This window comes from Flavobacterium sp. CFBP9031 (assembly GCF_034044945.1).
Taxonomy (GTDB): domain Bacteria; phylum Bacteroidota; class Bacteroidia; order Flavobacteriales; family Flavobacteriaceae; genus Flavobacterium.
Window position 1 is genome coordinate 79,017 of the sequence record NZ_JAXCWF010000008.1, and the last position, 25,787, is coordinate 104,803.

The 25,787-nt window shown below is 33.7% G+C and carries 26 protein-coding genes; 9 read left to right on the plus strand and 17 right to left on the minus strand.

Annotated elements, in window-relative coordinates:
• Positions 1-29: 29 nt before the first annotated feature.
• Positions 30-923 (minus strand): alpha/beta hydrolase, encoded by an 894-nt coding sequence (locus tag SOM12_RS14405; protein ID WP_320493935.1) that lies wholly within the window; start codon positions 921-923, stop codon positions 30-32.
• A gap of 130 nt (positions 924-1,053) precedes the next feature.
• Here SOM12_RS14405 and SOM12_RS14410 point away from each other — a divergent pair, with 130 nt between their 5' ends.
• Entirely contained in the window at positions 1,054-1,389 is a 336-nt protein-coding gene (locus SOM12_RS14410) for a tRNA-binding protein (RefSeq protein ID WP_095931381.1), read from the plus strand.
• A gap of 168 nt (positions 1,390-1,557) precedes the next feature.
• Here the strand turns inward: SOM12_RS14410 and SOM12_RS14415 are convergent, their stop codons facing one another.
• The 4 genes from SOM12_RS14415 to SOM12_RS14430 form a co-directional block, all read right to left on the minus strand.
• The gene (locus SOM12_RS14415) at positions 1,558-2,103 is read right to left on the minus strand and encodes an alpha/beta hydrolase (protein WP_320493936.1); all 546 of its coding nucleotides are present in this window, start codon (positions 2,101-2,103) and stop codon (positions 1,558-1,560) included.
• A 24-nt stretch (positions 2,104-2,127) separates the two neighbouring features.
• A complete protein-coding gene (locus SOM12_RS14420; RefSeq protein ID WP_320493937.1) occupies positions 2,128-2,952 on the minus strand; it encodes an alpha/beta hydrolase in 825 nt (274 codons plus the stop codon).
• A gap of 154 nt (positions 2,953-3,106) precedes the next feature.
• On the minus strand, positions 3,107-3,475 hold the full coding sequence (locus SOM12_RS14425) for a PUR family DNA/RNA-binding protein (protein ID WP_306157030.1): 369 nt from the start codon (positions 3,473-3,475) through the stop codon (positions 3,107-3,109).
• A 68-nt stretch (positions 3,476-3,543) separates the two neighbouring features.
• Positions 3,544-5,322, minus strand: a complete 1,779-nt coding sequence (locus tag SOM12_RS14430; protein WP_320493938.1) for an ABC transporter ATP-binding protein — start codon at positions 5,320-5,322, stop codon at positions 3,544-3,546.
• 203 nt (positions 5,323-5,525) lie between these two features.
• Between SOM12_RS14430 and SOM12_RS14435 the strand changes: the two genes are divergently transcribed.
• The 3 genes from SOM12_RS14435 to yajC all read left to right on the plus strand — a co-directional run bounded on the left by SOM12_RS14435 (position 5,526) and on the right by yajC (position 8,216).
• Entirely contained in the window at positions 5,526-6,632 is a 1,107-nt protein-coding gene (locus SOM12_RS14435) for a Glu/Leu/Phe/Val dehydrogenase (RefSeq protein WP_320493939.1), read from the plus strand.
• A 286-nt stretch (positions 6,633-6,918) separates the two neighbouring features.
• Entirely contained in the window at positions 6,919-7,830 is a 912-nt protein-coding gene (nusB, locus tag SOM12_RS14440; RefSeq protein WP_095931444.1) for a transcription antitermination factor NusB, read from the plus strand.
• A gap of 110 nt (positions 7,831-7,940) precedes the next feature.
• A complete protein-coding gene (gene yajC / locus SOM12_RS14445) occupies positions 7,941-8,216 on the plus strand; it encodes a preprotein translocase subunit YajC (protein WP_053471036.1) in 276 nt (91 codons plus the stop codon).
• Between the two features lie 165 nt (positions 8,217-8,381).
• Here the strand turns inward: yajC and SOM12_RS14450 are convergent, their stop codons facing one another.
• The 5 genes from SOM12_RS14450 to SOM12_RS14470 form a co-directional block, all read right to left on the minus strand.
• Positions 8,382-8,960, minus strand: coding sequence for a YdeI/OmpD-associated family protein (locus SOM12_RS14450; protein ID WP_320493940.1), 579 nt, complete (start codon positions 8,958-8,960; stop codon positions 8,382-8,384).
• 8 nt (positions 8,961-8,968) lie between these two features.
• Positions 8,969-10,246 (minus strand): peptidase T, encoded by a 1,278-nt coding sequence (gene pepT, locus SOM12_RS14455; protein WP_320493941.1) that lies wholly within the window; start codon positions 10,244-10,246, stop codon positions 8,969-8,971.
• Positions 10,247-10,363: 117 nt separating this feature from the next.
• Positions 10,364-11,494, minus strand: a complete 1,131-nt coding sequence (locus tag SOM12_RS14460) for a formylglycine-generating enzyme family protein (RefSeq protein ID WP_320493942.1) — start codon at positions 11,492-11,494, stop codon at positions 10,364-10,366.
• Between the two features lie 96 nt (positions 11,495-11,590).
• Positions 11,591-12,583, minus strand: coding sequence for a DUF6515 family protein (locus SOM12_RS14465; RefSeq protein WP_320493943.1), 993 nt, complete (start codon positions 12,581-12,583; stop codon positions 11,591-11,593).
• A 73-nt stretch (positions 12,584-12,656) separates the two neighbouring features.
• Positions 12,657-13,877 (minus strand): OprO/OprP family phosphate-selective porin, encoded by a 1,221-nt coding sequence (locus tag SOM12_RS14470; protein WP_095931391.1) that lies wholly within the window; start codon positions 13,875-13,877, stop codon positions 12,657-12,659.
• Positions 13,878-14,122: 245 nt separating this feature from the next.
• Here SOM12_RS14470 and SOM12_RS14475 point away from each other — a divergent pair, with 245 nt between their 5' ends.
• Positions 14,123-15,157: a quinone-dependent dihydroorotate dehydrogenase gene (locus SOM12_RS14475; RefSeq protein ID WP_320493944.1), complete on the plus strand. Its 1,035-nt coding sequence runs from the start codon at positions 14,123-14,125 to the stop codon at positions 15,155-15,157.
• Here SOM12_RS14475 and SOM12_RS14480 read toward each other — a convergent pair.
• Both SOM12_RS14480 and SOM12_RS14485 read right to left on the minus strand, forming a co-directional pair.
• Positions 15,143-15,859, minus strand: coding sequence for a DUF3307 domain-containing protein (locus tag SOM12_RS14480; RefSeq protein WP_320493945.1), 717 nt, complete (start codon positions 15,857-15,859; stop codon positions 15,143-15,145). The genes SOM12_RS14475 and SOM12_RS14480 overlap by 15 nt on opposite strands.
• Complete coding sequence (locus SOM12_RS14485; protein ID WP_320493946.1) at positions 15,856-16,470, minus strand: hypothetical protein; 615 nt, start codon at positions 16,468-16,470, stop codon at positions 15,856-15,858. Before SOM12_RS14485 ends, SOM12_RS14480 begins: the two co-directional genes overlap by 4 nt.
• A gap of 210 nt (positions 16,471-16,680) precedes the next feature.
• Between SOM12_RS14485 and SOM12_RS14490 the strand changes: the two genes are divergently transcribed.
• The 4 genes from SOM12_RS14490 (at position 16,681) to guaB (ending at position 21,238) form a co-directional block, all read left to right on the plus strand.
• On the plus strand, positions 16,681-17,547 hold the full coding sequence (locus SOM12_RS14490; protein WP_095931395.1) for a hydroxymethylglutaryl-CoA lyase: 867 nt from the start codon (positions 16,681-16,683) through the stop codon (positions 17,545-17,547).
• Positions 17,548-17,624: 77 nt separating this feature from the next.
• Entirely contained in the window at positions 17,625-18,176 is a 552-nt protein-coding gene (locus SOM12_RS14495) for a hypothetical protein (RefSeq protein WP_095931396.1), read from the plus strand.
• Positions 18,173-19,567 (plus strand): DUF5723 family protein, encoded by a 1,395-nt coding sequence (locus SOM12_RS14500; protein ID WP_320493947.1) that lies wholly within the window; start codon positions 18,173-18,175, stop codon positions 19,565-19,567. Before SOM12_RS14495 ends, SOM12_RS14500 begins: the two co-directional genes overlap by 4 nt.
• Before the next feature lie 198 nt (positions 19,568-19,765).
• Positions 19,766-21,238 (plus strand): IMP dehydrogenase, encoded by a 1,473-nt coding sequence (gene guaB, locus SOM12_RS14505; RefSeq protein WP_095931398.1) that lies wholly within the window; start codon positions 19,766-19,768, stop codon positions 21,236-21,238.
• A gap of 54 nt (positions 21,239-21,292) precedes the next feature.
• Here guaB and SOM12_RS14510 read toward each other — a convergent pair whose 3' ends face one another.
• The 5 genes from SOM12_RS14510 to SOM12_RS14530 all read right to left on the minus strand — a co-directional run bounded on the left by SOM12_RS14510 (position 21,293) and on the right by SOM12_RS14530 (position 25,657).
• Positions 21,293-22,126, minus strand: a complete 834-nt coding sequence (locus SOM12_RS14510) for a hypothetical protein (protein WP_320493948.1) — start codon at positions 22,124-22,126, stop codon at positions 21,293-21,295.
• Between the two features lie 68 nt (positions 22,127-22,194).
• On the minus strand, positions 22,195-22,566 hold the full coding sequence (locus SOM12_RS14515) for a hypothetical protein (protein ID WP_320493949.1): 372 nt from the start codon (positions 22,564-22,566) through the stop codon (positions 22,195-22,197).
• A gap of 52 nt (positions 22,567-22,618) precedes the next feature.
• Positions 22,619-23,758 carry an NAD(P)/FAD-dependent oxidoreductase gene (locus SOM12_RS14520; protein ID WP_320493950.1) on the minus strand — a complete coding sequence of 380 codons (1,140 nt, stop codon included), beginning with the start codon at positions 23,756-23,758 and terminating at the stop codon, positions 22,619-22,621.
• A gap of 122 nt (positions 23,759-23,880) precedes the next feature.
• Positions 23,881-24,471: a TetR/AcrR family transcriptional regulator gene (locus SOM12_RS14525; protein ID WP_320493951.1), complete on the minus strand. Its 591-nt coding sequence runs from the start codon at positions 24,469-24,471 to the stop codon at positions 23,881-23,883.
• Positions 24,472-24,772: 301 nt separating this feature from the next.
• A complete protein-coding gene (locus SOM12_RS14530; protein WP_095931403.1) occupies positions 24,773-25,657 on the minus strand; it encodes a L,D-transpeptidase in 885 nt (294 codons plus the stop codon).
• Positions 25,658-25,787: the final 130 nt, after the last annotated feature.

Below are 25,787 nucleotides of genomic sequence, written 5' to 3' on the forward strand. Positions count from 1 at the left end.
CTTGCTTCTTTGGATACTTTTTTAAGTTTTTATGAATTCAAAAAAGCCAGTAAATCTTCATTTAGCTTTTCTCTATCGGTATAAAAAAGTCCGTGAGGTGCACCTTCATATTCGATATAAGTATTGTTTGCTATAGATTTTGCTGCTTTTCTGGATGTAAGGTCAATCGGCACAATTTTATCATCGTCTCCGTGAATGATTAAAGTTGGAACTTTGATGAAATCTACTTCATCTCTAAAATCTGTGAATGAAAAAGATTCAGCGCATTTTAAAGTAGCGCGTGGAGAAGCCGCTGAACATAAAGCTCTGTAGTATTCTAATAAAGGCGTACTTAAAGGTTTGTTGATAATATTGACACCGAAAAATGTTTTTCCGAAATTATCAATAAAAGCAATTCTATCTTCTTTTATTGCTGCTGCCGTATTTTCGCTTTTCTCTTTTGGATGTCCGTCTGGATTATCATGCGTTTTTAGCAGAAACGGAATGATTGACGAAATCAAAGCTGCTTTTGTAACTCCTTTTCCGCCATGACGGCTGAAATAACGAACCACTTCGCCACCGCCCATTGAGAAACCAACAAGAGTTACGTTTTCTAATTCTAGTTGCTCAATAATTTCCTTTAGATCATCAGTCAAAGTATCGTAATCGTAACCATCCCACGGTTGAGAAGATTTTCCAAATCCGCGTCGGTCGTAGGCAATTACACGATAATTATTTTGTACTAAATGATCAATTTGATATTCCCACATTTCATTAGAAAGAGGCCAGCCATGAATTAGGATAACAGGTTTTCCTTGACCGTAATCCTTTACATAAAGTCTTACATTTTGAGCAGTTTCTATATATTTATCGGTATGAATCTGTTTTAAATTAGATTCAAAATCCTTAATTGACATGCATGCATTTGGTTCAGTATGTTCCATGTTATATCTTTTTACGTGAGTATTTTCGTTTTTCTTCAAGTAAAATTAGCTCGTAAGCAGAAGAAATAGGTTATAGAATTAGGCGCATTAATTACAAAATTTATAGGTTTGTAAATAATACAATTTAAAAATGGATTTAACCTGGAATGAATTTGAGCGCACAGATATGCGCGTAGGAACTATTATTGAAGTCAATGATTTTCCTGAAGCAAGAAAGCCTGCCTACCAATTAACGATCGATTTTGGTTCGGAAATCGGAATTAGGAAATCATCTGCACAAATTACCAAACGATATCAAAAGGAAGATTTAGTAAATCGTCAGATTGTGGCGGTTGTCAATTTTCCAAGAAAACAAATCGGAAAGTTTATGAGTGAATGTCTTGTTCTTGGTGCCGTAGGCGAGGAGGGAGATGTTATTTTACTAGCTCCCGATTTTAAGATTCCTAATGGATTACGTATTGGGTAAGTGTTCAGTGGTCAGTTTATTAGTGATCAGTTTAGTGAAAGTTATCAGTGTTCAGTTTCTTAGTGATCAGTTTTAAAAGAGCGAAAAGAAATCAGTGTTGAGCTTTCTTTAAAAATGAATACTGAATACTAAAAAAAAACTGAACACTGACCACTAAAATACTGACCACTATTCAATCCTTTCAATCAACTTCTGCAAAATAACCTGTCCTTCTTCCCAATATTTTAAATCGGAATCAGAATTAATGTGACCTTGTTGGCCAACATTTACAAAATCACTTCCCCATTTTTCAGCGAAATATTTTTTTCTTTCAAAAGAAGCATAAGGGTCATTTTCGCTTGCCACGACTACCGAAGGAAAAGGTAAGCGATAAAGCGGAATCGGCGAAAAATTTCTTGTGCATTCTGGCGTGTGTTCTGGCGAATCGACATCTGCAGGAGCGACTAAAAAAGCACCGATAATATTCTGATTATTGTATTTTTCTGCCCAATGCAAAACCAATGATACGGCTAAACTATGCGCCACTAAAATAGTTGGGTTATTAAGTTTAGAGATATTCTCGTTTAATCGGTCAAGCCATTTTTCTAGAATAGGTTCGTCCCAATTGTCTTGTACAACGCGAATTGAGTTTTCGAATTTTTGATGCCAAAAGGTTTGCCAATGTTTTTCTCCAGAATCTCCAAGTCCTGGTATAATTAATAGTTGTGTCTCCATTGCCGTGGAATTTTATTTAGTGATTTATTTTTTGCGTTCTTTTAAAATTCGGTTTACTTCTTTTACCAAAAGAGGAAAACCAGGTTCGGTCATTCCGTGGTCGTAACCGTCCAATTCATACAATTTAGTTTGCGTGTGGCCAATCAATTTCATCATTCTTGCCAAGTAGGCGTTTTCTTCATAGCGGCCAAGCATTTCTAATTCACAATCTCCAGTAATTAATAATAATGGTGGAGCATCGGCGCGAACGTGGTATAAAGGGGCAAATTGGTCAATTGTAGGCTGTTTTTCAGGAATTCCGTTTTCTCTTCTAATTTCAAAATGTGTAATACATTGTCCGCTAAACGGAATAAGTCCAGCAATTTGATTGGCATCAATGTTTTCTTTTTGGAGATATTTTTTATCCAGACCAATCATCATTCCTAAATATCCTCCAGCCGAATGTCCAGAAACAAAAATCTGAGATTTATCACCTCCATAATTTGCAATGTTGTTAAAAGTCCATGCAACAGCTGCTGCTGCATCTTCTATCGCTTTTTCAGCTTTTGCTTTTGGTGACAATCTATAATTTACGCCAATAATGGCAAAACCTTTATTTTTTAAAGCTTCAGGAATTTCTTTATTTCCGCCAGTTAATCCGCCGCCGTGAAACCAAACGATTGTAGCAAATCCGGTTTTATTTTTTGGATAGTAAATATCTAGCACACATCTTTCGTTAATGTATTTATCTGATTTATTTACGGATGCATTATAATATTGAATATTATTTTTCGTTTCATATTCTGTATTCTGCGCAGAAAGTGAAATTCCGAAGAAGATGAAACTTAAAAGAAGAATTAATTTTTTCATTTTTATGGAAGTTGAATGTTATGAGTTATGAGGTGTAAGTTATGACGTTTAACTCTTAACCTAATAACTTTTAACTTTATACGAAAACTAAATATATAAAAAAAGTCCAAAATGCGGAACAAATTGGACTTCTACTTTATGTAGATGATTTTGATTAAATATCGTCAAAATCGATATCTGTAAAACTAGATCTTTGACTTTCAGCTTTTTCAGAACTGTATTCTTTTTTAAAGTCTTTTTGGTGTCTTTCAGAAATTACTTCTTCGCCTTTGTGGTTCAAAACATAAGAAGTCATTTCCTCTAATATTTCGGCAAAAGCACTAAAATCTTCTTTGTATAAGTAAATTTTGTGTTTTTTGAAGTGAAAAGAACCATCTTCCTCAGTAAATTTTTTGCTTTCGGTAATAGTAATGTAATAATCATCAGCTTTGGTAGCTCTCACATCAAAGAAATAAGTTCTTCTTCCTGCTCGTAATACTTTAGAAAAAATCTCTTCTTTTTCTAACATGTCATTTTCTCTCATAATACGTTCTATCATTTTTGGAATTAATAGTACTCAAAAATCATAAAAAATTATCTATTACGCAACAATTAAAGTAATTCTTTTTCCGAAAGTTGTTTTAAATATAACGCCGAATAATATCCTTCTTGATTTATTAATTGATTATGAGAGCCTTGTTGAATTATCTTACCATCTTCTAATATGATAATTTTGTCTGCATTCTTTGCAGATGAAACTCGATGACTTACAATTATGGTTGTTTTGTCTTTAGAAATCTCAAATAAATTATTCAAAATCATTTCTTCGGTTTCGGTATCGACAGCCGACAAACAATCGTCAAAAAGTAAGATTGCAGGGTTTTTAATAATCGCTCTAGCAATAGAAACACGCTGTTTTTGTCCGCCCGAAAGCGTAATTCCTCTTTCTCCTAAAACGGTGTCGTACTGTTTGTTAAAGGCGATAATGTTATCATGAACCACCGCGTTTTTAGCAGCTTCGATTACTTCATCATCAGTTGCATTTTGGTTTCCGAATTTGATATTGTTTTTAATCGTATCCGAAAATAAGAAAGCATCTTGAGGCACGATTCCGATATTATTACGAAGATCATTTAAGTTTAAAGTGCTGATTTCGTTTCCGTCAATTTTAACTTCGCCTTCGGTTACATCATATAGTCTCGAAATCAAAGAAAGAATAGTCGATTTTCCAGAACCTGTTTTTCCGAGGATTGCCAATGTTTCTCCTTTTTTTACTGTAAAAGAAACATTTTTTAAAGCTTCAATGTTGGTGTCATCATAAGTAAAAGAAACATTTTCGAAAGAGATATTTCCTTGGATATCAGATGAGTTTTCGTTCTTGTTTTTGATTTCTGGTTCGATTTTCAAAAATTCATTCAAACGTTTTTGAGATGCTTCTGCTTCTTGAACCATAGAAGAAACCCATCCTAAAGAAGCAACTGGCCACGTCAGCATATTTACGTATAAAATAAATTCTGCGATGGTTCCGATATTAGGAATGCTTCCATTAATGTACATTACACCTCCAAAATAGATTACAACCAAATTACTGATTCCGATAAGCGCAATCATTAAAGGTCCAAATAAAGATTGAACTCTTGCAAGACTTAAGCTTTTACGTTTGCTTTCTTCAGCCAAATCAACCATATTGTTTTGATGTTGATTTTCTAACGAATAGGCTTTTATTACGCGAATTCCTGAAAAAATTTCCTGAGTAAAACTGGAAACTTTAGAAAGGTATTGTTGGAAAGTGGTACTTCTTTTATTGATTTCGGAACTTAACTTGAAAATGCAATATGAAAGAATTGGCAAAGGTAATATAGTATATAAAGTAAGAAGTGGCGATACATTATACATATATATTATAACGATCGCAAAACGAATAAATGTATTAATAGTATACATTACTGCAGGCCCAACATACATACGAACTTTGGAAACGTCTTCGCTAATACGGTTCATTAAATCTCCCGTTCTATTTTGTTTGTAGAAATTCTGTGAAAGATTCTCGTATTGTCTGAAAACTTCATTTTTTAAATCAAATTCAATATGACGTGACATTACGATCAAAGTCTGGCGCATTAGGAAAGTCAGAAAACCTGCGACAATCGTAGTTCCGATGATAAGTAGCACATTATGAATGAGATCCTGACGAAAACTGGCGATTACAGCTTCGGAGTTTTGCTCTGCAACAGAAAGTTTATCAAAATTTTCAATAGCATTTAAAGACTTACTGATAAGTTTTGGTGTAAATAAAGAAAATATTTGTGCGATTATGGTTATTAAAATACCTGCAGAGAAACTGTATTTATATTTAATGAAATATTTATTTAAATAGCTTAATTCTTTCATTTTTTTAAGAAATCTAATATTGAATTGATTTGTTTTTAAGAATTATTATTAAAGAAAATTATAATAATTTGCGATTTAATCAAAACAATTATATTGTAATATTGTTATTTTAAAGATAAAAAATTAGCACATGTGTATTTTTTAATTATGTTTGAGAAGTCTTTTTGACGAATTCATAATTTTAACTAATTTATACTAGCGCTATGGATGCAACTTTCGCAACTGGAAAGGAACTTCAAAAAATGGATCCTGTTTTTGGACAGTTATCTTTTGACGATCACGAACAAATTGTATTTTGCAATGACAAAGATACAGGATTAAAAGCAATTATTGGTATTCATAATTCGGTTATGGGACCAGCTTTGGGAGGAACCAGAATGTGGAATTACAACACAGAATGGGAAGCTTTAAATGACGTTTTACGCCTTTCGAGAGGTATGACTTTTAAATCGGCTATTACTGGACTGAATATTGGTGGTGGTAAAGCAGTTATTATTGGTGATGCTAAAACGCAAAAAACTCCTGAGTTAATGCGTAAGTTTGGAGAGTTTGTTGACTCATTAAGCGGAAGATATATTACAGCAGAAGATGTCGGAATGGAAACTAAAGACATGGATACTGTAAGAGATGTAACGCCTTATGTTACTGGTATTTCTGAAGAAAGAGGTGGTTCTGGAAATCCTTCTCCAATTACAGCTTATGGTGTTTATTTGGGTATGAAAGCGGCCGCTAAAAGCCAGTTTGGAACTGATGTTTTAGAGGGTAAAAAAGTTTTGGTACAAGGAATTGGACACGTTGGTGAAACTTTGGTTGAGTATTTAACTAAAGAAGGAGCGCAGGTAACTATTTCTGATATCAACGAAGAGAAATTATTCCAAGTTGCTTCAAAATACAATGCAACGATTTATACTGGTGAAGATTTATATACTGCCGATGTTGATATCTATGCGCCATGTGCGATGGGAGCAACAATCAATGATAATACAGTAGATAAAATTAAAGCAAAAGTGATTGCTGGTGCTGCCAACAACCAATTAGCTGATGAGAATGTTCACGGTGCAAGATTACAAGAAAGAGGAATTTTATATGCTCCAGATTTCTTAATCAATGCGGGTGGAATTATCAATGTTTATGCTGAATTAGCTAACTACGGTAAAGCTGAAATCATGACTAAAACAGAGAATATCTACAATACAACTTTAGAAATTATTGATTTCGCTGCTAAAAACGGAATCACAACACATAAAGCGGCTCTTACTATTGCTCAAAATCGTATCGATCAAAGAAGAATCGAGAACGCTAAGAAGTAATGTAAGTATTCAGTGTTCACTTTTTAAGTGTTCAGTCTTAAAGTCTCAGTTTACAGTTTAATCTGTAACTGAGATTTTTTTTGTGCATGTTTGGTACTGCCCACTAAAAACTGCTCACTGACCACTATAAATAGAGACTAACCGCTAAATTCTGAAAACTAACCGCTAAAACAACTACTTTTTTACGAATTAATTTTAAAATACGTATCAAAAGTTATACTTTTGCAGACTAATTTTTAAATGTTCTTACAAGGTGGTAAATAGAAGACACATACGCGTTAAAGTAATGCAATCCATTTATGCAATGCACCAAAGCGGTTCTGATAACATGGAAAAAGAAGAGAAATTTCTTTTCTACAGCATTGACAATATTCAGGACTTATATCTTATAATGCTTTCTTCATTGATAGAAATTTGCAAAAAAGAAGCTGTCTATTTGCATCTGTCAAGCAAAAAACACCTGGCAACTGCCGCAGAACGTAATCCGAATGAAAAATTTGTAAAGAATAAAATTTTTCAACTTCTTGCTGAAAGCAATTCTCTTAGTATCGCTTTAGAAAATCGTAAAATCAATAACTGGTCATTAAACGATGATTATATTATTTTGCTTTTAAATGATGTTAAAGCAAGCGATATCTACCAAAAATATATGAGCAATAACGTAAATACGTTTGAAGAAGACAGACAATTTATTATTGATTTGTTTGAAAATGTTATTGTTCCAAATGAAAAATTATACGAGTACTTAGAAGACGATAAATTGACTTGGGTTGATGATATTCCTGTTGTAAATACTCATATTGTGAAACAATTGAAAGCAATTAAAACAGAAGATCCAGACGATTTTAGAGTGCCAAAATTGTATAAAGATGTTGAGGATAAAGATTTTGCAAAAGATTTATTTAGAAGAACAATTCTAAACGAAACGGCATTTGCAAAAGAATATGAAGATAAAACACCAAATTGGGACAGTGATCGTATTGCAGAAATTGATACTATTATCTTGAAAATGGCAATTTGCGAGTTTATTAAATTTCCGTCAATTCCAGTAAAAGTAACTCTTAACGAATATTTAGAAATTGCGAAAGAGTATTCTACACCAAAAAGTAGTATTTTTATCAACGGAATTTTAGATAATCTTGTTAAAGAGCTTACTGCCAATAAAAAGATGGTAAAAGCTGGAAGAGGATTAATGTAAGATTTAAAATAATCAATTTTTTAAATCCAAATTCCAACTGCTTTGTCTCTCTGAGCGAAGTCGAAGAGCTAAAAAAAATATTAAATATAAATCAAAAACAAATTTAAATTATGGGACAATTAACTCAATTTGCGCCATTCCTTTTGATGTTCGTGGTAATCTATTTCTTCATGATTAGACCACAACAAAAAAGAGCTAAAAACGAAAAAGAATTTGAAAGCAGCCTAAAAGTAGGTGACAAAATAGTAACAAAAAGTGGTTTCCACGGTAAAATCGCTGAATTAGCAGAAACTACTGTTGTAATCGAAACTATGTCAGGAAAATTAAAATTAGAGCGTTCTGCAATTTCTCTTGAATTGAGTGCTGCTTTGAATAAAAAAGCATAATTTTTTTTTAAAAATTACAATATTTAAAATCCCAAATTCCAAATAAGGAGTTTGGGATTTTTTTTGTTTTATTCACGGTAATCTTGTGATCCTTCCTTCATCAGGATGACAAAGGTTTAGTCTTGTATAGTTTTGGAATTTGGATTTTAAATATTGGAATTTAAACTATCTGTATTTATCATTCAATCCAACATTTGCTAAAATCATCGGAATCACTTTCTCTATTCTCGAAAGCTTTGTTTTTTCCTGTTTTGCAGTTTCAATATATTCTAAAAACTCATATTGTTTGTAAGGAGCAAATTTTTCAAAAGCTTCTTTTAAAGCTGGATTTTTCACCATTTCTTCGTTTAAAAGCTCAGAAATAATGGCTTCTTTTTTAGAAGGTTTTATTACTTTTCCCTGTTTTTCGTTTTCAATGGCTTCGTGTATATATTCTAAAATATCCTTCTCGTTTATTTCTTCTTTTGATTTAAAACGCCATTGACGTAATGACTTTGTTACTTCTTCCTGAGCGTTGATTAATTTCTTCTTTTCATCCTTCAGGAAAACGCCATTATAAAACCAAATGGTAAAATAATCTTTAAAACCGCCTAGGCCAACAATGTTTTTTTTATTGAAAACATAAACAGGCGCTCCCCATTTTACAGTTTCAATCAGCTCAGTTTTATCAATAATTGATTTGAGAATAAGAATTTCTTCTTCCCACTGATTCATTTTGTCCCAAACGTGTTTTTTGTCAGGCATTTTGTGGATTATTTTCTTTTTTTAGATTTTTCTGTCGCATCAAAAATACCTGGAATAGCTGTTAATTCAGCAATTTTTACAATAACATCAGTTGCTTTCTGAATGCTTTCTGCTGGAACATATTCGTATTTTCCGTGGAAATTATGCCCACCAGCAAAAATGTTCGGACAAGGTAGTCCCATAAAAGACAATTGAGAACCGTCTGTTCCGCCACGAATTGGTTTAATGATCGGCTTGATGTTTAATTCTCTCATTGCCTTTTCAGCAATATCTACAATATGTTTTACAGGAAGCACCTTTTCTTTCATATTATAATATTGATCTTTTACTTCGGCAATTACAATATCTTCGCCAAATTTCTTCGCGAATTTTTTATTGAATTGTTTCGTCAATTTATGAATCAATTCTTTTCTTTTTTCGAATTTCTTTCTGTTGTGATCACGAATAATCAATTCTAAAACTGTCTCTTCAATGTTTCCTTTGATGTGATGAACGTGGAAAAAACCTTCATAACCTCTAGTTTCCTGCGGCGTTTCACCTTTCGGAAGTTCGTTAATGAAATCATTTGCCAGAAGCATAGAATTGATCATTTTTCCTTTAGCATAACCTGGATGAACGCTTTTTCCTTTAAAAGTGATTTTAGCTCCAGCAGCGTTGAAATTTTCGTATTCTAATTCGCCAATCTGACTTCCGTCCATTGTGTAAGCCCATTGTGCTCCGAATTTTTCTACATCAAAATGATGCGCACCGCGACCGATTTCTTCATCTGGAGTAAAACCGATTCTGATTTTTCCGTGTTTAATTTCTGGATGCTGAATAAGATATTCCATTGCCGAAACGATTTCTGTAATTCCAGCTTTATCATCAGCTCCTAATAAAGTTGTTCCGTCAGTCGTAATGATCGTTTGTCCTTTATATAATAATAGATCTTTAAAGTAGTCTGGAGATAAAATAATGTTTTTCTCAGCATTCAATACGATATCTTTTCCATCGTAATTTTCAACAATCTGAGGTTTTACATTTGCTCCGCTAAAATCTGGAGAAGTGTCAAAATGAGAAACAAAACCAATGGTTGGTACTTCATGATCAACATTACTTGGAAGCGTCGCCATGATATATGCTTTGTCATCAATCGTTACATCTTCAAGGCCAATTGCTTTTAGTTCGTCAACTAATTTATTGGCAAGATTCCATTGTTTTTGCGTACTTGGTGTTGTTTGTGAATTTGGATCCGATTCCGTATCAATCGTTACATAACTGATAAAGCGATCTATGATATGTTGCATTTTTTTGAATTTTTAGCAAATATAGAAAAATTTTTCTCCGCGAAAATCTAGCTTTCAATATCTGAATTAATAAAAAAGGGATTCAATTTAGAATCCCTTTTTGGTATTTTGAGTTTGTTATTTGCTTTTTGCGCATCTAAAACCAACGTGGTTTGCAGCAGATCTGATTTCTCCTTTTCCTCTTGTTCCAACCATGTATCGCGTGCAATATTGATCTGTACATAAGAACGAACCGCCACGGTGAACGCGTTTTATTTCAGTAGGATCGTTTGGATCAAAATAAGCGTCTGGACCTTGCGGATTTTTTGTTACTTTCCCTCTTTCTGCTAATGATTTGTAATAATCTACACTATACCAATCGTGTACCCATTCCCAAACATTTCCAGCAATATCATATAAACCATATGCATTTGGAGCGTATTGTTTTGTTGGAGCAATTCCTTTGAAACCATCTTCTCCTGTATCGCCATCTTTTATTGGAAAATGTCCTTGGTAAATATTAGCTTGAAATTTTCCTTTAGGTTTTAAATCATTTCCCCAAGCATATAGATTTCCAGTTTTACCGCCTCTTGCTGCAAATTCCCATTCTGCTTCTGTTGGAAGTCTTTTTCCAGCCCATTTTGCGTAAGCTTGAGCATCTTCATAAACCACATGAACAACAGGATATTTTTCTTTTCCTATAATGTTGCTTTGCGGGCCTTCAGGATGTCTCCAATCTGCACCTGGTTCATAACGCCACCATTGCAAGAAATTATTCAAATTAACTGCAGATGGTGTAGGAGTGAAGACCACAGAACCTGTCACTAAATCTTCTTCGCTTGCTGATGGAAATTCTTCTTTTGTTGGTTTTTGTTCGGCAACAGTTACATATCCTGTGGCTTTTACAAATTTTTCGAATTCTTCATTAGTTACTTCAGTTTCATCCATATAATAGCCATCAAGATACACTCTATGAATTGGAGCTGCATCTTTCGTTACGCCTTTAATGCTGCACAGACTTTCGTCTTCAACATTAGTTCCCATAGAAAATTCGCCACCAGGAATCCAAACCATACCTTTTGGTGCTTTTTCTGCAGGTTTAAATTTATTTTCAACAGTTGGTTTAAATTCAGATTCAACAGTACTTGGAATTTCATGACATTCTACAGCTGTTGTTTCAGCTTTAGTTGTAAATCTGGTATAACTGTAAGCGATTGAAATAATGGATAATGTTAGTAACGCAAAAATCCAAAAGGTTTTGTTTTTCATGGTTTATGTGTTTGAGCTTATAATGGTTATCAATAGTGGGCATAAAATTAGGTAAAATTACTTTTATAGTATATTAATTTTATAGAATTAATAAAATTAACTATCTTTTTCAACTTGAACCACTTCGTATTTGTCTTTACCATCAACTTGTACGGGTTGATAGTAGGTTTCTCCAAATTTTACATATTTTACATCACCTATAGTGACTTCTTCTCCACCTTCGGGCAGTTTTTCTACTATTGTTCCTGCTGTAGGAGCAACGACAGTATATTTTTCTCCATCTTTTTCATAATACGTTCCACCGTAATAGTAATTGTTTACTGTTCCGGTATTGACTGTTTCTGCACCACTTGGAATGTTGTTTACAGTTCCTCCAACTGGTGCAGGTACGGCAGTGTAACCACCGTTGGTCGAAGTATACCAAACGCCTTGATCGTAATGGTATTTATTGTTTTCAACACTAACAATAATAGCAGTAGTTGCCAGAGTTGCAACAAAAAATCCCCAAGGATGCCAAACTGGTCCCCAATAAAAAGGCACATAGGGACGCGGATAATACGGATGATAGCAGTTGTATCTATAACCGCCATACACATAAGGCGGGCGTGTATATGGTCTATATCCTGGACGAACTACTGTATTTCGATTATTGCGAACATGAACGCTATTGTTAACATTAATATTGACGTTATTTCTGTTTCTGTTAACCGTATTGCCGCTAATGTTTGTATTTCTGTTACCGACATTATTTCTGTTTACGGTATTGTTTCTATTTACAGTATTGTTTCTGTTGGAATTGTTTGTAGGTCTGTTTATTTTAGTTCCAGAATTGTTTGCTCCAGGTCTAACCGTTGCTGGTCTAGTTGTTGCCGCTGGCCTTGTTGTGCTAGGTCTTGTCACATTTGGCCTAGACTGCGTAGCAGGTCTTGCCGGACGACTTTGGACTGCACCGCCGCCTCTATTGAATCCGCCACCGCCACCGCCACCACGGTGACGCTGTGCTAAACTGTCAATTGAAATAAAGAAAAATGCTCCAGTTAAACACATTACAAGTGCCAGTTTTTTTACTGTTTTCGATATACTTTTCATATTCAGTAATTTATGTGATTTAAAGTTATGAAAAAAAAATGTCCGTTTTGAATTAATAGATTAAAAGTTTGATTTATAATGAGATATCCCATTGTATTCTAAATCGCCATCCTTGCTGTAAGGAAAGCGTTTTGTCTTGAAAAGTAAAATAACTCACCTCTGAGGTCAGTTTGTTTTTGTGTCCTTTAAAAAACCAGTTAAAAGCCAATGTAGATTCGTCTTGTCTATTTTCTCTTATCGAATTATCGGGTCTGTAAGCAGCATGACGACCAGCCATTTCTAAGTGTTTTGGCCACCATTCGAAAACATTATGAAAAAAATATCCTGCCTGAACGTAATATCCTTTCATTATGGTTGTGTCATCATTGTTTATTTTATCAATAATTTCTTTGGTATGTAATTCGCTTTGCCAAGAAAAACCACGATACATAAAAGCAGTTTCAAAATTCCATTGATTGACTCTGTATTGTCCCGGTAGACCATTTTCAAATCCGTCTAGAGAACCTCCTCCCGCTTGAGAGAAACGGGTATAAGGGCTTCGGTTGGTTATGGCTGAAAAGGCTATAATCGGAGTGAGTTTTTCGTGAAATTCTAAATCACAGCCTTCAAAATCAAGAAATCTTCCGAGAAAATTCCATTGTGCTCTTCCAAAATACATTAAATGATTATCGTCATTAGAGGTGCTTCCGCGTCCTGTTCCTGTCAAAGCTGCGGCCCAATAATTAAAATCGGCAATTCCAGCTCCTTTTAAGTGTCCGTAGACTTCAACTCCCAATTGTCTGTCTACCGTAAAGGGACGATTAATTAAAGATCGCTCAACCATTTGCTGCTCGCCACTGCTTATGAAACGTTCACGCGTAAATTCAGTTTTCCATTGTCCAACTTTAAAACTCAGCCAATCCCACTTTTCAATCATAATTCTGAAATCAAGTAAGTTGGACTGACTCAATTCATATTCCCAATAATATTTCAGCCAAGGTTCAAAAGCATGGCCGCCAATTTTTAGCCTCGCACGATTTATTTTAAAAGTCGTTTTAGCATCTTGACTGTAATCGTCATAAGTTAAAGGATCTGTATCGTAAGGAGTGGAGAAACGAAATTGGAATCGGCTTTGTAGTTGAAAAAGGAACTTTTTGTCACGGGTTTCCAATTCAATTCCTTTACTGCCATACCGAACATTCATCAGCTTTGTAGTATCTTTTTCTTGTTGCGAAAGTCCTTTATAGCTAATTGCTAATAGCAGAGCTAAAAGGACGTTTTTAAATTTTAGATTTACGATTTTTTCTTTATACATAAGTGTGATGGTTTGTATAAAAGATTTTGTTAAGTGTCTCAAAATTAAATAATAAATGAACGAGAGTTGGTTGTTGATAAGCTTGAACTGGTTTCAAATTATAACTTGCAACATGAAAAAGCAGAACGATTAATTTGTAAATAGAAGAATTGAAACAAAAAGGAAATTATTTGTTTTTATAAAAAGACACCTTTTTAAACTATAATATCTAAATTTGCAGCCAAAATAACAACAACACAACTCTTATGTATAAATTGATAATTCGTCCGATACTTTTTTGTTTTGATCCTGAAAAAGTGCATTATTTTACTTTTTCTTTTGTAAAATTCATTTCAAAAATCCCAGGTGTTTCGGCGATTATAAGATCAATTTATGAGGTAAAAGATGCTCGATTAGAAAGAGAAGTTTTCGGAATTAAATTCAAAAATCCGGTTGGACTTGCGGCAGGTTTTGATAAAGACGCAAAACTATACAAAGAACTTGGTGATTTTGGTTTTGGTTTTATCGAAATCGGAACTGTAACACCAGTTGGACAAGAAGGGAATCCTAAAAAACGTTTGTTCCGTTTAAAAGAAGACCAAGCGATTATTAACCGAATGGGATTTAATAATGGCGGTGTTCTAGAAGCGGTAGAACGCTTGAAAAAGAATACTGGTGTTTTAATTGGTGGAAATATTGGAAAAAATAAAGTAACCGATAACGAAGATGCCGTTAAAGATTATATCATCTGTTTTGATGCGCTTTTTAATCACGTAGATTATTTTGTAGTAAATGTAAGTTCGCCAAATACACCAAATCTAAGAGCTTTACAAGACAAAGAGCCTTTGACAGCTTTATTGCAGACTTTGCAAAATAGAAACGTTGAAAAGCAAAAAACAAGTACTCAAAAAGTAAAACCAATTCTTTTAAAAATAGCTCCAGACTTAACAGATGAGCAATTATTAGATATTATTGATATTGTAAAAACAACGCAAATTGCAGGTGTTATTGCAACAAACACTACAATTTCTAGAGAAGGTTTACAATCTGGAAACCAAACAGAAACGGGAGGTTTATCTGGAAAACCATTAACGAAACGTTCTACAGAAGTGATTCGTTTTCTATCTGAAAAAAGCAATAAAGCATTCCCAATTATTGGAGTAGGAGGAATTCATTCTGCAGATGATGCAATCGAAAAACTAAATGCAGGTGCAAGTTTAGTACAGTTGTACACTGGCTTTATTTACGAAGGTCCAGCTTTGATAAAAGCAATCAACAAAAAGGTTTTAGGACAGTTGTAAAAGTAGCGCTTGAACTAAAAGGCCAGCTATTATTGCAATACCAAAACTGATTAAAGTTCCGATCATTACGTATTCTGTAAGTTTTCGGTCTTTGGCTTCTTTTAAATCACCGAATCTAAAAATAGATTTAGCAGCAAGTAGAAAACCGATTGCTTCAAAATGTCCGGTTAAAATAAAACCGAAAACAAATAAGCGTTCTAAAATACCAATATAATTTCCGGCAGCTATCAGAGAATTATCCTGATGGCTGTTTCTGCTTTCTGGAGCCCATATTGAAATTATAGTTTTTATAAAAATAGAGGAGGGTTTGGTTAGCAATAAAATTCCTGTAAGCAGAATCCAGAATTCATTATTCTGCCAAAAATGGATTATCGTTTTGTTTTCATACAAAAGAGCAACACCAATTAAAATGAGAATATGCGCAATTTGATCAACCACAAACCAAGTTCGTTTGGTTTTCTTTTTCTGAAAATTTAATTTGATTAAATCTACAATCCCGTGCGTCACAGCAATTAAAACAGCATAAGGTATAAAACTTATTTCGCCCACTAAAACCGCTGCTAAAACTCCGTGCAGTAAAATATGAATATACAAATAAACACTTTTATGTTTTTTTATTTCTTTGTCGGCTACCCAAGAATTGGGCTGCCAAATAAAATCTCCTAATAAATGAGCAAGAAACAGTTTTATAAATAAAATCATGAGGCTGAAATTTGTTTTATTTGTTTTCTAAAATAGCGATCTAAATTCATAACCAAATCAAACTGAGCTCTTTTTTGTCTACGGCTCACAGCAGCTTGGTTGATGCCTAATTTTTGTCCTAATTCTTCTTGCGATAAAGTTGGGTTTTCAATAGCAGCGGCAACAAATTCTGCCGATTGTACCAGCCAGCTGTCCATAAAAGTCAAAGTCAGTTGCAACATTAAATTCAGTTTTTCATCAAAATCTAAATCTCCTGTTCGCAGGGCTAGATTTACTTTCTGTTTTTTTAAGGTTTCAAAAAGTTCTCCAGAATTAATAAACGCAGAACCGTTGCTTTCAGATATTCTTTCGGCATTGTGTGTTTTATCTCCAAAACCAATACTCATTCGGGCATCAGACTTTATGGCTCTTAAATGCGCTTTTACCAAAATAGCGGTTAACAAAGCGTCTTCGGGATTACTGACTTCAATTTGAAATTCGTCGCCTCGATATACTTCCCACTCATTTGGAGTTTTGCCAAATGGAGCCAAGATCTTCTTTAAATCCTCAACCCAATGCTGAGATTCTTGTTGTCTTGAACCAATTATGTCGCCTGTAATTACACTAGTCATAACTCAAATATAAGTAAAAAATTATAAATTTTCTATTACAAATATACGTAATAAGATTTATTATTACGTTTTTCGGTAATAATTTAAATTATTACGTTTTTTGGTAATATTTAACAGTATGATGCTATTTTGTAATAATAGACTTCAAATAAAAATCTCTTTTATATCATCAAAAAAGAAACTAACTTAGCCTTTACAAAAGAATACGCTTTGAGCAAAGAAATCAAAATTATCGAATGCCCTAGAGATGCCATGCAAGGCATTAAGGCTTTTATTCCGACAAAAAATAAAGTTACTTACATACAAGCTTTGTTACGAGTTGGCTTTGATACAATCGATTTTGGGAGTTTTGTTTCTCCAAAAGCTATTCCGCAAATGCAAGATACTGCTGAGGTTCTAGAGCAGTTAGATTTGTCTCAAACAACAAGTAAATTGCTTTCTATTATTGCCAATACACAAGGCGCTATAACAGCTGCCAATTATGAGCAGATTCAATATTTGGGCTTTCCTTTTTCTATTTCTGAGAACTTTCAGATGCGTAATACGCATAAAACTATTGCAGAATCTTTAGTTACCTTAGAAGAAATTCTGGAAGTTGCCGATAAGAAAAATAAAGAAGTAGTGACCTATCTTTCCATGGGCTTCGGAAATCCATATGGAGATCCGTGGAATGTTGAAATTGTAGCAGAATGGACCGAAAAACTGGCAGCAATGGGTGTGAAAATTTTATCACTTTCTGATACCGTTGGAACTTCTACGCCAGAAGTAATTACGTATTTGTTTTCAGATTTAATTCCGAAATATCCTGAAATTGAGTTTGGAGCGCATCTTCATACCACGCCAGAAAGCTGGTTCGAAAAAATAGACGCTGCGGCAAAAGCAGGCTGTATTCGTTTTGATGGAGCTATTCAAGGTTTCGGAGGCTGCCCAATGGCAACCGATAAACTAACAGGAAATATGCCAACAGAAAAACTCGTTTCCTATTTTACTGCCAATAAAAAAATAACCGGACTCAATTCTCTTAGTTTTGAAAGCGCATACAATGAAGCTTCAAAATTGTTTGGAAAGTTTCATTAAAAAATAGTTATTTTTCTTACCTTAGATAATGATTGTTTGCATAATGCGTTACATTTATTATAGCTATAACTATTGTCATGAGGTCAAGCCCGATAAATAAAATTTCAAGCCTACTATTTTGTGTCTTTTTATTATTTTCCTGTTCAAGCGATTTGAATTTTGATCAGGTAAACGATTTTAAGATAGAGCCTGTTTTTGTAGCCAATCTTGCGTATTTTAATATTCCAGCCAATAGACTTATAGACGATGGAGGAACTAATGTATATCCAGATGTACGAGATTTTGATGTTTTTAAAGAGAAATTCTTTACCGAACGTCTTAAAAAAGCAGAGTTTGATTTTGAAGTCGAAAACAACATCAATCGTGCTTTCGTTCTAAATATGCTTTTGCTTAACGATCAAAATGAGGTTTTGCAAACCATATCTTTTACCGTTCCATCTTATAAAGGAACGCCAAATGTTATAAAATATCCGACAGAAGTTTTTGAAAATGCTCGATTGGATCTTTTAAAACAAACTCAAAAAATTGGTTTTGTAGTAGTAATTGCCTCAGGGCCTCCATTAAATAGCCAGAGTGAAGGAAATTTAAAATTAAGATCAAGTGCAACGGCTTATTTAGTAATCGAATGAGAAAGGCGATACTACTTTGCTTGTTTTTTCCTATTTTCTGTTTTGCCCAAAACAGAGAATTGTTGTATAATTTTACTTCAATTCCGCAGTCTTCGCTTGTAAATCCAGGAGCAGATGTTTCGTATAAATATTATTTTGGATTTCCCGTTTTGTCTGGAATTTCAGCCAATATTGGATCTAGCAGTTTCTCAGCCTATGATCTGTTTTCAGACGATGGAGTCGATTTTAATCAAAAGGTTAGAAATGTTGTAAATAAATCTTCCAGCAGAGATAAAGTAGTAACCAATCAGCAATTGGAAATATTTTCTGGCGGATTTAGAATTGGAGGCAGAGAAAGCCGTTCTTATATTTCGTTCGGATTGTATCAGGAATTCGATTTTTTTATGTTTGTTCCCAAAGATCTTGCTTTACTGGCTTTAAATGGAAATCGAGATTATATCGGAAAATCGTTTAATCTAGGCGATTTAAGCATGAAAGCCGAAGTTCTTTCTGTTTTTCATGTTGGTTTTCATAAAAAACTCAATGACAAATTTGTTTACGGAGGTCGCGCTAAAATCTATTCAAGCGGTGCAAATGCAACTTCTACAAAAAACTCAGGTTACATTTATACAGGCGAGGAGCCAGGAACACCAAATTTATACAGTCAGGTTATTTCTTCCAATTTAGAATTAAAAACATCTGGTCTTTCTCGTTTTACAAAAGATGAATACGAAGGAAATGTAGTTCGTGATATTGCTAATAATACCTTTTTTAACGGAAGTCTAGGTTTTGGAATAGATGCCGGAATTACCTATTATATAAAAGACAATTTACAATTTACCGCAAGTGTTATAGATTTGGGTTTTGTGAGACAGACCAAAGATATCGAAACACTTACCTATAAAGGAATTTACCGTTACAATGGTGCAAATCCAGATTTTATGGGTACAGATGACCCTGAAAATGTTTTTGACGAATTTGACAAAGCAATTCCTAGAGACACACTTTATAATAAATACACCACTTGGCGTCCGACAAAACTTTATTCTTCAATCGAATATTCATTTGGAGAAGCGCGTCCAGATGACGAATGCAATTGTCATGGAAAAGTCAATAAATATTATAAAAATGCGGCAGGAGTACAAGTTTTTGCAATGTCTGCCCCTCGAACACCTTTGTTTGCGATAACCGCTTTTTATAGAAGAAATATTTTTAAAAAATTAGATTTTAAAGCAACCTACACCCTAGATACTTTTTCAAATAAAAACGTCGGATTAGGACTTGCTGGAACAATTGGTCCAGTAAATATTTATGCTTTGGTCAATAATGTTTTAGAATATAAAGACATTTCCAAAGCCAGCAGTGCCGCTTTTCAACTCGGAATCAATTTTGTTTTTCAAGACAAAGAATAGAAATTTTCAATTTTTTAAATTCCAAAATACAAACTATGGAGTATTAGAATTTAGGTTAAGTTTTGGAATTTGGAATTTAATTATTGAAATTTTAAAACCGTAAGGTTTTTCGTGTAAAGACAATTTTATGAATAAGTTAGTATTCAAGTTTCCAATTTATTCACTATATTTGCACGCAATTCAACTAGAAATTGCAACATGATAGCACACAACTCCAAGATTATCGGCGAAGGTTTAACTTACGACGATGTATTATTAGTACCTAACTACTCGAATGTGCTTCCTCGCGAAGTGAGCATTAAATCAAAATTCTCAAGAAACATTACATTAAACGTTCCAATTGTATCTGCTGCTATGGATACAGTAACTGAAAGCGCAATGGCAATTGCTATGGCACAAGAAGGCGGAATAGGTGTTTTACATAAAAATATGACTATCGAACAACAAGCAGGAAAAGTTCGAAAAGTAAAACGTGCAGAAGCAGGTATGATTATCGATCCGGTAACATTACCAACCAACTCTACAATTGCTGATGCAAAAAATGCTATGAAAGAATTTGGAATCGGTGGTATTCCAATCGTTGACGAAAATAGAATCTTAAAAGGGATTGTTACAAATCGTGATTTACGTTTTGAGAAAAACGGTGCGAGGCCAATCGCTGAGGTTATGACAAGCCAAAACTTAGTAACTGTAGCAGAAGGAACTTCACTTGAGCAAGCTGAAGTAGTTTTGCAAGGCCATAAAATCGAAAAATTACCAGTTGTAAATGCTCAAAACGAATTAGTTGGTTTAATTACTTTTAGAGATATTACAAAACTGACTCAAAAACCAATTGCTAATAAAGATAGCTTTGGTCGTTTAAGAGTTGCTGCTGCAATTGGAGTTACTGGAGATGCTGTTTTAAGAGCAGAAGCTTTGGTCGCTGCAGGTGTAGATGCAATCATTATCGATACAGCTCACGGACATACAGAAGGTGTGGTGAATGTATTAAAAGAAGTAAAATCAAAATTCCCTCAAATAGATGTAATTGTTGGAAACATTGCAACTCCAGAAGCGGCTAAATATTTAGTAGAAAATGGTGCTGATGGAGTAAAAGTTGGAATCGGACCTGGTTCTATCTGTACAACTCGTATCGTTGCAGGTGTTGGTTTTCCTCAATTCTCAGCAGTTTTAGAAGTAGCTGCGGCAATTAAAGGAACTGGAGTTCCAGTTATTGCTGATGGTGGAATTCGTTATACAGGAGATATTCCTAAAGCAATCGCTGCGGGTGCCGACTGTGTAATGTTGGGTTCATTACTTGCAGGAACAAAAGAATCTCCAGGAGAAACTATCATTTTTGAAGGAAGAAAATTCAAATCTTACCGCGGAATGGGTTCTGTTGAAGCAATGCAAACAGGATCTAAAGATCGTTATTTCCAAGATGTTGAAGACGACGTTAAAAAATTAGTTCCGGAAGGAATCGTAGGACGTGTTCCTTACAAAGGAGAATTAAACGAAAGCATGCTTCAGTTTATTGGAGGTCTTCGTGCAGGTATGGGATACTGTGGTTCAAAAGATATTCCAACTTTACAAGAATCTGGACGTTTTGTTAGAATCACTTCTAGCGGAATCACTGAAAGCCATCCACATAACGTGACGATTACAAAAGAAGCTCCAAATTATTCTAGATAATTTTAAGTTTTGATATAAAACAAAAGGCGTAAGATTTTTTTCTTACGCCTTTTTTTATTTGCCTTTTGATATGGTAGATGTTTGTTTGAAATCACTTTTAGATTTTAAATCTAAGGCAAAATCAGTGTGTTTTAAGCCGAGAGTAAAATCCATTTCCAAATTGTTCTCATTTATAAAATGATTGGATATATCATAAATCAAATTGCCTTTTCCAATCCCAGATCCGTTGGTTTCAAATCTGTTGTCAGACATTTTCATTGTGTAAGTCTGCGTAATATCAAAGAAAGCATTTTTAGAATTTATGCTTTTTAAATTGTACACAGTAGTAATTTGCATTTCAATATTTATGCCTGCGATAGGCAATGTCAAGGGGCTTTCTTGAGTAAAAGATTCTCCTATTTTTAGCTTTTTATGCGGAAGAGCCAATTGTGAAAATGTATTTTTAACCATTTGAAAAACAGTGTTTTTAAAATCCTCTTCCATGTCTTTTGAAACAATAGAATCTATTTCTGGCATGGTAGACAATGAAGCTTTTCCATAAATGAGGGTACCGTTTGGAATTATAGTTTTTCCATCTAAATCTATCGATTTCAGGTATTCGATTGTTATTGGGAAATTGCCGCTTTTATCACTTTTACCAGTTTTAGAAACCGTTTCTAAATTAAAGACAGTCTTTATTTTGGAAGGGTTTTGTACTTTATTGTTCTTTAAGGTCTCTAAAAACGTTTCGCTACCGGAATACAAAACTTCATAATCGGATGAATTAATCGTGGTTTGAAGATAGTTGGTTTCCGGAGCATACCCAGCTTTAAAATCTAAAATTTGATTAGATTGACCATAGTTTAAAGTCGTTGTGCAAATAAAAAGAAGGAAGAATAGTTGTTTCATAATTGTTTTTAATGTGGATTTTCCACTTGTCTAAAACGAAAGTAAGAATTTAAAACAACTTATCATTTTTATTCTTTTGCTCCGTACTTACTAAATTTAGCATTCCATCCATTTTCTGAATAAGATTCTCCATGAATACCATCGCTAAGTTCAACAATATTTTTGCCATTTACGGATATTTGAATATTGTTTTCAAAATCAGCCAATTCTTGTAATGAAAAAAGAAAGTCATGAATTGCCACATCTATGCTTTTAATTACGATTTCTTTGATTAAATCTTTTTGTGGTTCATTAAATTGACCAATTTCAGTTTGTATTTTTAAGTTTGATGGTGATTTAGATTTATTGCTTAAAAGAGTTTCAGCATTTCCAATTCCTTTATCTCTTAGATTTTTAACTAAAAATTCTCCAAAAATATCAAGCGATTGTTTTGACTCCATAATCTTATTTGTAGTTTTAATTTTTTAAAGATATTGAAAAAACTCATTTTTTTTAAAACCTACTATTCAAAATATCTTCAGCCACAATATCCGAATGCAGTAAATCTTCCATTTTCTTTGTCATGCGCTGTGCTTCTAATGCATAACCGAACATTTTTTTCTCGTAATCAGCGATTGCATCATCAATTGTTTTAAATTTTCCGTTGGTTAAATTTTGGGTTAAATGGAAAGCATCAAACAAGCCCATATTTACACCTTCGCCTGCAAATGGAGGCATTAAATGTGCTGCGTCGCCAACAAGTGTAATGTTTGAATGTTCTTTCCAAGATTCTTCCAAAGAAAACATTCTCAAAGGCAAGCCAGAAAACTCCGTAGAAGTGGCAAAGAATTTTTTGTAATCATCTCCCCAATTTTCAAAAGTTTCATTCAAAAAAGAAATAACAGATTGATCATCTTCAAAATTGATTCCGTGGTTCGAAACCCAATCTTCATCGGCTTTAAAAGAAACTCCAAAATGAACAGAACCGTCGCGCATGGTATGGGTGTAAAACATTTTGTGTTCTCCCATTGCCATCACATTTCCGTTTCCGTATTTTGGTTTAAATTCTGGATAATCTTGATCAGGATTCACAATTTCTCCTTGAATAATATAAGTTCCAGAAAGCTGAGGTTCTTGATCGCTCACAAATTTTCTAGCATTCGATCTTCCGCCATTTGCAACGATTACAAAATCGGCAGTTGCTGTTGTGCCATTTTTGAATTCTAAAACATATTGGTCTTCAAGTTTTTCAATATTAATTAGTTGGCTATCCCAAACTACTGTATTTTCGGTTAGATTCTCCAGCATAATTTTTCGAAGATCGTTACGGTCAATTTCTGGGCGTGAAAAAGCATTAGTCTCATCAGGCATTTCGTCAGAAGTAATATTTCCGTTCATATCAGCCATTTTCTCTCCAGTTGGTCGTGCGTATTTTTTAAATTCCTCCATTAAACCCGCTTTCTGAATCGCAAATTGACCAGAATCAGAATGAATGTCCAAAGTTCCTCCAGATGTTCGCGCTTGTGCATTAATGTCTCTTTCATAAACCGTAACATCTGCACCATTAATTTGTAAAATTCTTGCAGTGGTTAGTCCAACAGGCCCACCGCCAATAATGGCAATTTTTTTATTTTCTATAATTGAAGTTTCCATTTTATTGAAATTATATTGTATTTAAATCTGTTATTGATATTGCTATTGAAATTGCTATTGCTATTGCTATTGCTATTGAAATTGCTATTGTTATTGAAATTGCTATTGCTGTTGAATTTTAATCAGGGAGTTAATGCTTTTAAAACAAGGTTAAAAGCTTCATTTTTAATTTTGTCATTAAGAACGAAAGATTTTCCAGACATTGATTTTCCATCTCTATGAAATTCTAAAAGAGAATAAAGTGAGCCGTAAGCAATACTCCAAAATACTTCATAAGGGACAGAAATGAGCTCTTTTCGCTCAATTGCCAAAACCATAAATTCAGTCATCATTTGCTTGTACTTTCCTGTTACTTCTTGTAGGATTGCATCGCCGTGAGTAGAATGCCTTAAAAGTTCAAAACAGGTAGTTTGTAGTGGAAAATTTAGATTGAAATAAATACGATTTTCCCATTGATTTCGTAATCCTTCTCTAAAAGACATATTGGTAGCGAAACCATCAAACATCTTTTCAAAGAAATTTTGACCGATTTCAATTCCAATTTTGCGAATCAGATCTTCTTTATCCGAATAATAAATGTAAAGTGTTGCTACAGAAACGCCGCATTCTTTAGCCAGACGATTCATTCCAAAGCCTTCTATACCTTGTGCAACGATCATTTCTATTGCTTTTTGCTTTACAATTTCTTCTTTATTTGTATCTCTAGTTCTCATAATTTTAACTAATTATGATGCAAAGATATAAATAATAAATGAACGATCGCTTATTTATGACTTTTTTTTGAGATGCTAAAGATCTAAGGTGCTGAGGTTCTGAGTTTTTTTATTTAGGTTCAAAGGTGCAAAGAGGCAGAGGCTAAAGACTTGAAAGTATGAATTGCCTCCAGCTTTAGCAGGAGGTTTAAGAAAGGACAAAAGAGAAGGGCTTTAGTCAAATTTTACATTTAAAAGCAAAAAAGAATCAGCTGAAACGATAGTATATCATTTCAGCTGATTTTTTTATTTATAGTATATTTTATAAAGTTTTTGTGGGATCGGCTTCTCTTAGGTTTTGATTTTCTAAGATTTCTTTTAAATAGGGTTTTACAGTATTTTCAATATCGCTTTGAGAGATATTTAAAACTTCTGGATCTGAAGCCAATTGAAGCCACGGTTTTGGTCCATCAAAATTATAGCTTCCAAAAACGATTACAGGCGTACCTTTTACTTTTACATTTTCTTTATCCTTCAGAATCCATTCGTCGGCAAATTTGTAAAGGTATTTAGCATCTTTTTCTAATAATCTCAAACAAGAATGAGAAGCAGGATATCCAGGCAAATCATATTCGTGAAAGCCAACCCCTAATTTATTTTCGATATTAAAATTCCATTTTAAATCCCATTCGTCATTAAAAGTACTGGTTGTTTTTTCTGCTTTCCAATTCGTGAAAAATAATCCTGTTGGAGTCGGATCTTTTTTTCTTCCCATATTTGTTGGCCCTGTTCTAACTAATTCACCATTTTCATAAGCCGCAAAAGTTTGGGTTGGATAAGAAAAAAGAATAATTTTTGAAACCTCCTCTAAAGCCGAAACATGAATTGGGAACGGAAGATAATAAACTAAATCCCCGCTAAAATCTGCCGGAATAACAACAGAATCCAGTTTTTTGAAATTAGCCTTATCAGTTCGGTTTAAAGCATAAACAATATCCATTTTTGAGCTATCAGCTTCATTGAGTTTCAGCCATTCTTTTGTTTTTTCAACTTGGTAAGAAACGGTTTCTGGTTTTTTATATTCAATTACTTTCTTTTTCTCTTTTTTGTTTTCAGTCAATGTTATCGTATCGGTTTTTTTGCAAGAACCTAATAAGACTAACATTAATAAAAGTAGGGCGTTTGCTGTGTAATATAACTTTTTCATAGGTCGTATTTTTATGAATATAAAGTTATGATTATGATAGCTGAAAAGGGTTACATAATTTTTGGAATAGGTTTCGGGATTTTCATTTTAAATTGATGAAAGAAAAGAACTCGTATAAAACAAAATTGTT

What these genes read in the sequence shown, in the direction of transcription:
- SOM12_RS14430 (WP_320493938.1), bottom strand. Translation starts at nt 5,322, where the DNA reads ATGAAAGAATTAAGCTATTTAAATAAATATTTCATTAAATATAAATAC.
- SOM12_RS14495 (WP_095931396.1), top strand. Translation starts at nt 17,625, where the DNA reads ATGAGGTCAAGCCCGATAAATAAAATTTCAAGCCTACTATTTTGTGTC.
- SOM12_RS14460 (WP_320493942.1), bottom strand. Translation starts at nt 11,494, where the DNA reads ATGAAAAACAAAACCTTTTGGATTTTTGCGTTACTAACATTATCCATT.
- SOM12_RS14450 (WP_320493940.1), bottom strand. Translation starts at nt 8,960, where the DNA reads ATGCCTGACAAAAAACACGTTTGGGACAAAATGAATCAGTGGGAAGAA.
- SOM12_RS14530 (WP_095931403.1), bottom strand. Translation starts at nt 25,657, where the DNA reads ATGAAAAAGTTATATTACACAGCAAACGCCCTACTTTTATTAATGTTA.
- SOM12_RS14470 (WP_095931391.1), bottom strand. Translation starts at nt 13,877, where the DNA reads ATGTATAAAGAAAAAATCGTAAATCTAAAATTTAAAAACGTCCTTTTA.
- SOM12_RS14425 (WP_306157030.1), bottom strand. Translation starts at nt 3,475, where the DNA reads ATGAGAGAAAATGACATGTTAGAAAAAGAAGAGATTTTTTCTAAAGTA.
- SOM12_RS14435 (WP_320493939.1), top strand. Translation starts at nt 5,526, where the DNA reads ATGGATGCAACTTTCGCAACTGGAAAGGAACTTCAAAAAATGGATCCT.
- SOM12_RS14415 (WP_320493936.1), bottom strand. Translation starts at nt 2,103, where the DNA reads ATGGAGACACAACTATTAATTATACCAGGACTTGGAGATTCTGGAGAA.
- SOM12_RS14515 (WP_320493949.1), bottom strand. Translation starts at nt 22,566, where the DNA reads ATGGAGTCAAAACAATCGCTTGATATTTTTGGAGAATTTTTAGTTAAA.
- yajC (WP_053471036.1), top strand. Translation starts at nt 7,941, where the DNA reads ATGGGACAATTAACTCAATTTGCGCCATTCCTTTTGATGTTCGTGGTA.
- SOM12_RS14500 (WP_320493947.1), top strand. Translation starts at nt 18,173, where the DNA reads ATGAGAAAGGCGATACTACTTTGCTTGTTTTTTCCTATTTTCTGTTTT.
- SOM12_RS14525 (WP_320493951.1), bottom strand. Translation starts at nt 24,471, where the DNA reads ATGAGAACTAGAGATACAAATAAAGAAGAAATTGTAAAGCAAAAAGCA.
- pepT (WP_320493941.1), bottom strand. Translation starts at nt 10,246, where the DNA reads ATGCAACATATCATAGATCGCTTTATCAGTTATGTAACGATTGATACG.
- SOM12_RS14510 (WP_320493948.1), bottom strand. Translation starts at nt 22,126, where the DNA reads ATGAAACAACTATTCTTCCTTCTTTTTATTTGCACAACGACTTTAAAC.
- nusB (WP_095931444.1), top strand. Translation starts at nt 6,919, where the DNA reads ATGCAATCCATTTATGCAATGCACCAAAGCGGTTCTGATAACATGGAA.
- SOM12_RS14405 (WP_320493935.1), bottom strand. Translation starts at nt 923, where the DNA reads ATGGAACATACTGAACCAAATGCATGCATGTCAATTAAGGATTTTGAA.
- SOM12_RS14480 (WP_320493945.1), bottom strand. Translation starts at nt 15,859, where the DNA reads ATGATTTTATTTATAAAACTGTTTCTTGCTCATTTATTAGGAGATTTT.
- SOM12_RS14475 (WP_320493944.1), top strand. Translation starts at nt 14,123, where the DNA reads ATGTATAAATTGATAATTCGTCCGATACTTTTTTGTTTTGATCCTGAA.
- SOM12_RS14410 (WP_095931381.1), top strand. Translation starts at nt 1,054, where the DNA reads ATGGATTTAACCTGGAATGAATTTGAGCGCACAGATATGCGCGTAGGA.
- SOM12_RS14520 (WP_320493950.1), bottom strand. Translation starts at nt 23,758, where the DNA reads ATGGAAACTTCAATTATAGAAAATAAAAAAATTGCCATTATTGGCGGT.
- SOM12_RS14465 (WP_320493943.1), bottom strand. Translation starts at nt 12,583, where the DNA reads ATGAAAAGTATATCGAAAACAGTAAAAAAACTGGCACTTGTAATGTGT.
- SOM12_RS14420 (WP_320493937.1), bottom strand. Translation starts at nt 2,952, where the DNA reads ATGAAAAAATTAATTCTTCTTTTAAGTTTCATCTTCTTCGGAATTTCA.
- guaB (WP_095931398.1), top strand. Translation starts at nt 19,766, where the DNA reads ATGATAGCACACAACTCCAAGATTATCGGCGAAGGTTTAACTTACGAC.
- SOM12_RS14485 (WP_320493946.1), bottom strand. Translation starts at nt 16,470, where the DNA reads ATGACTAGTGTAATTACAGGCGACATAATTGGTTCAAGACAACAAGAA.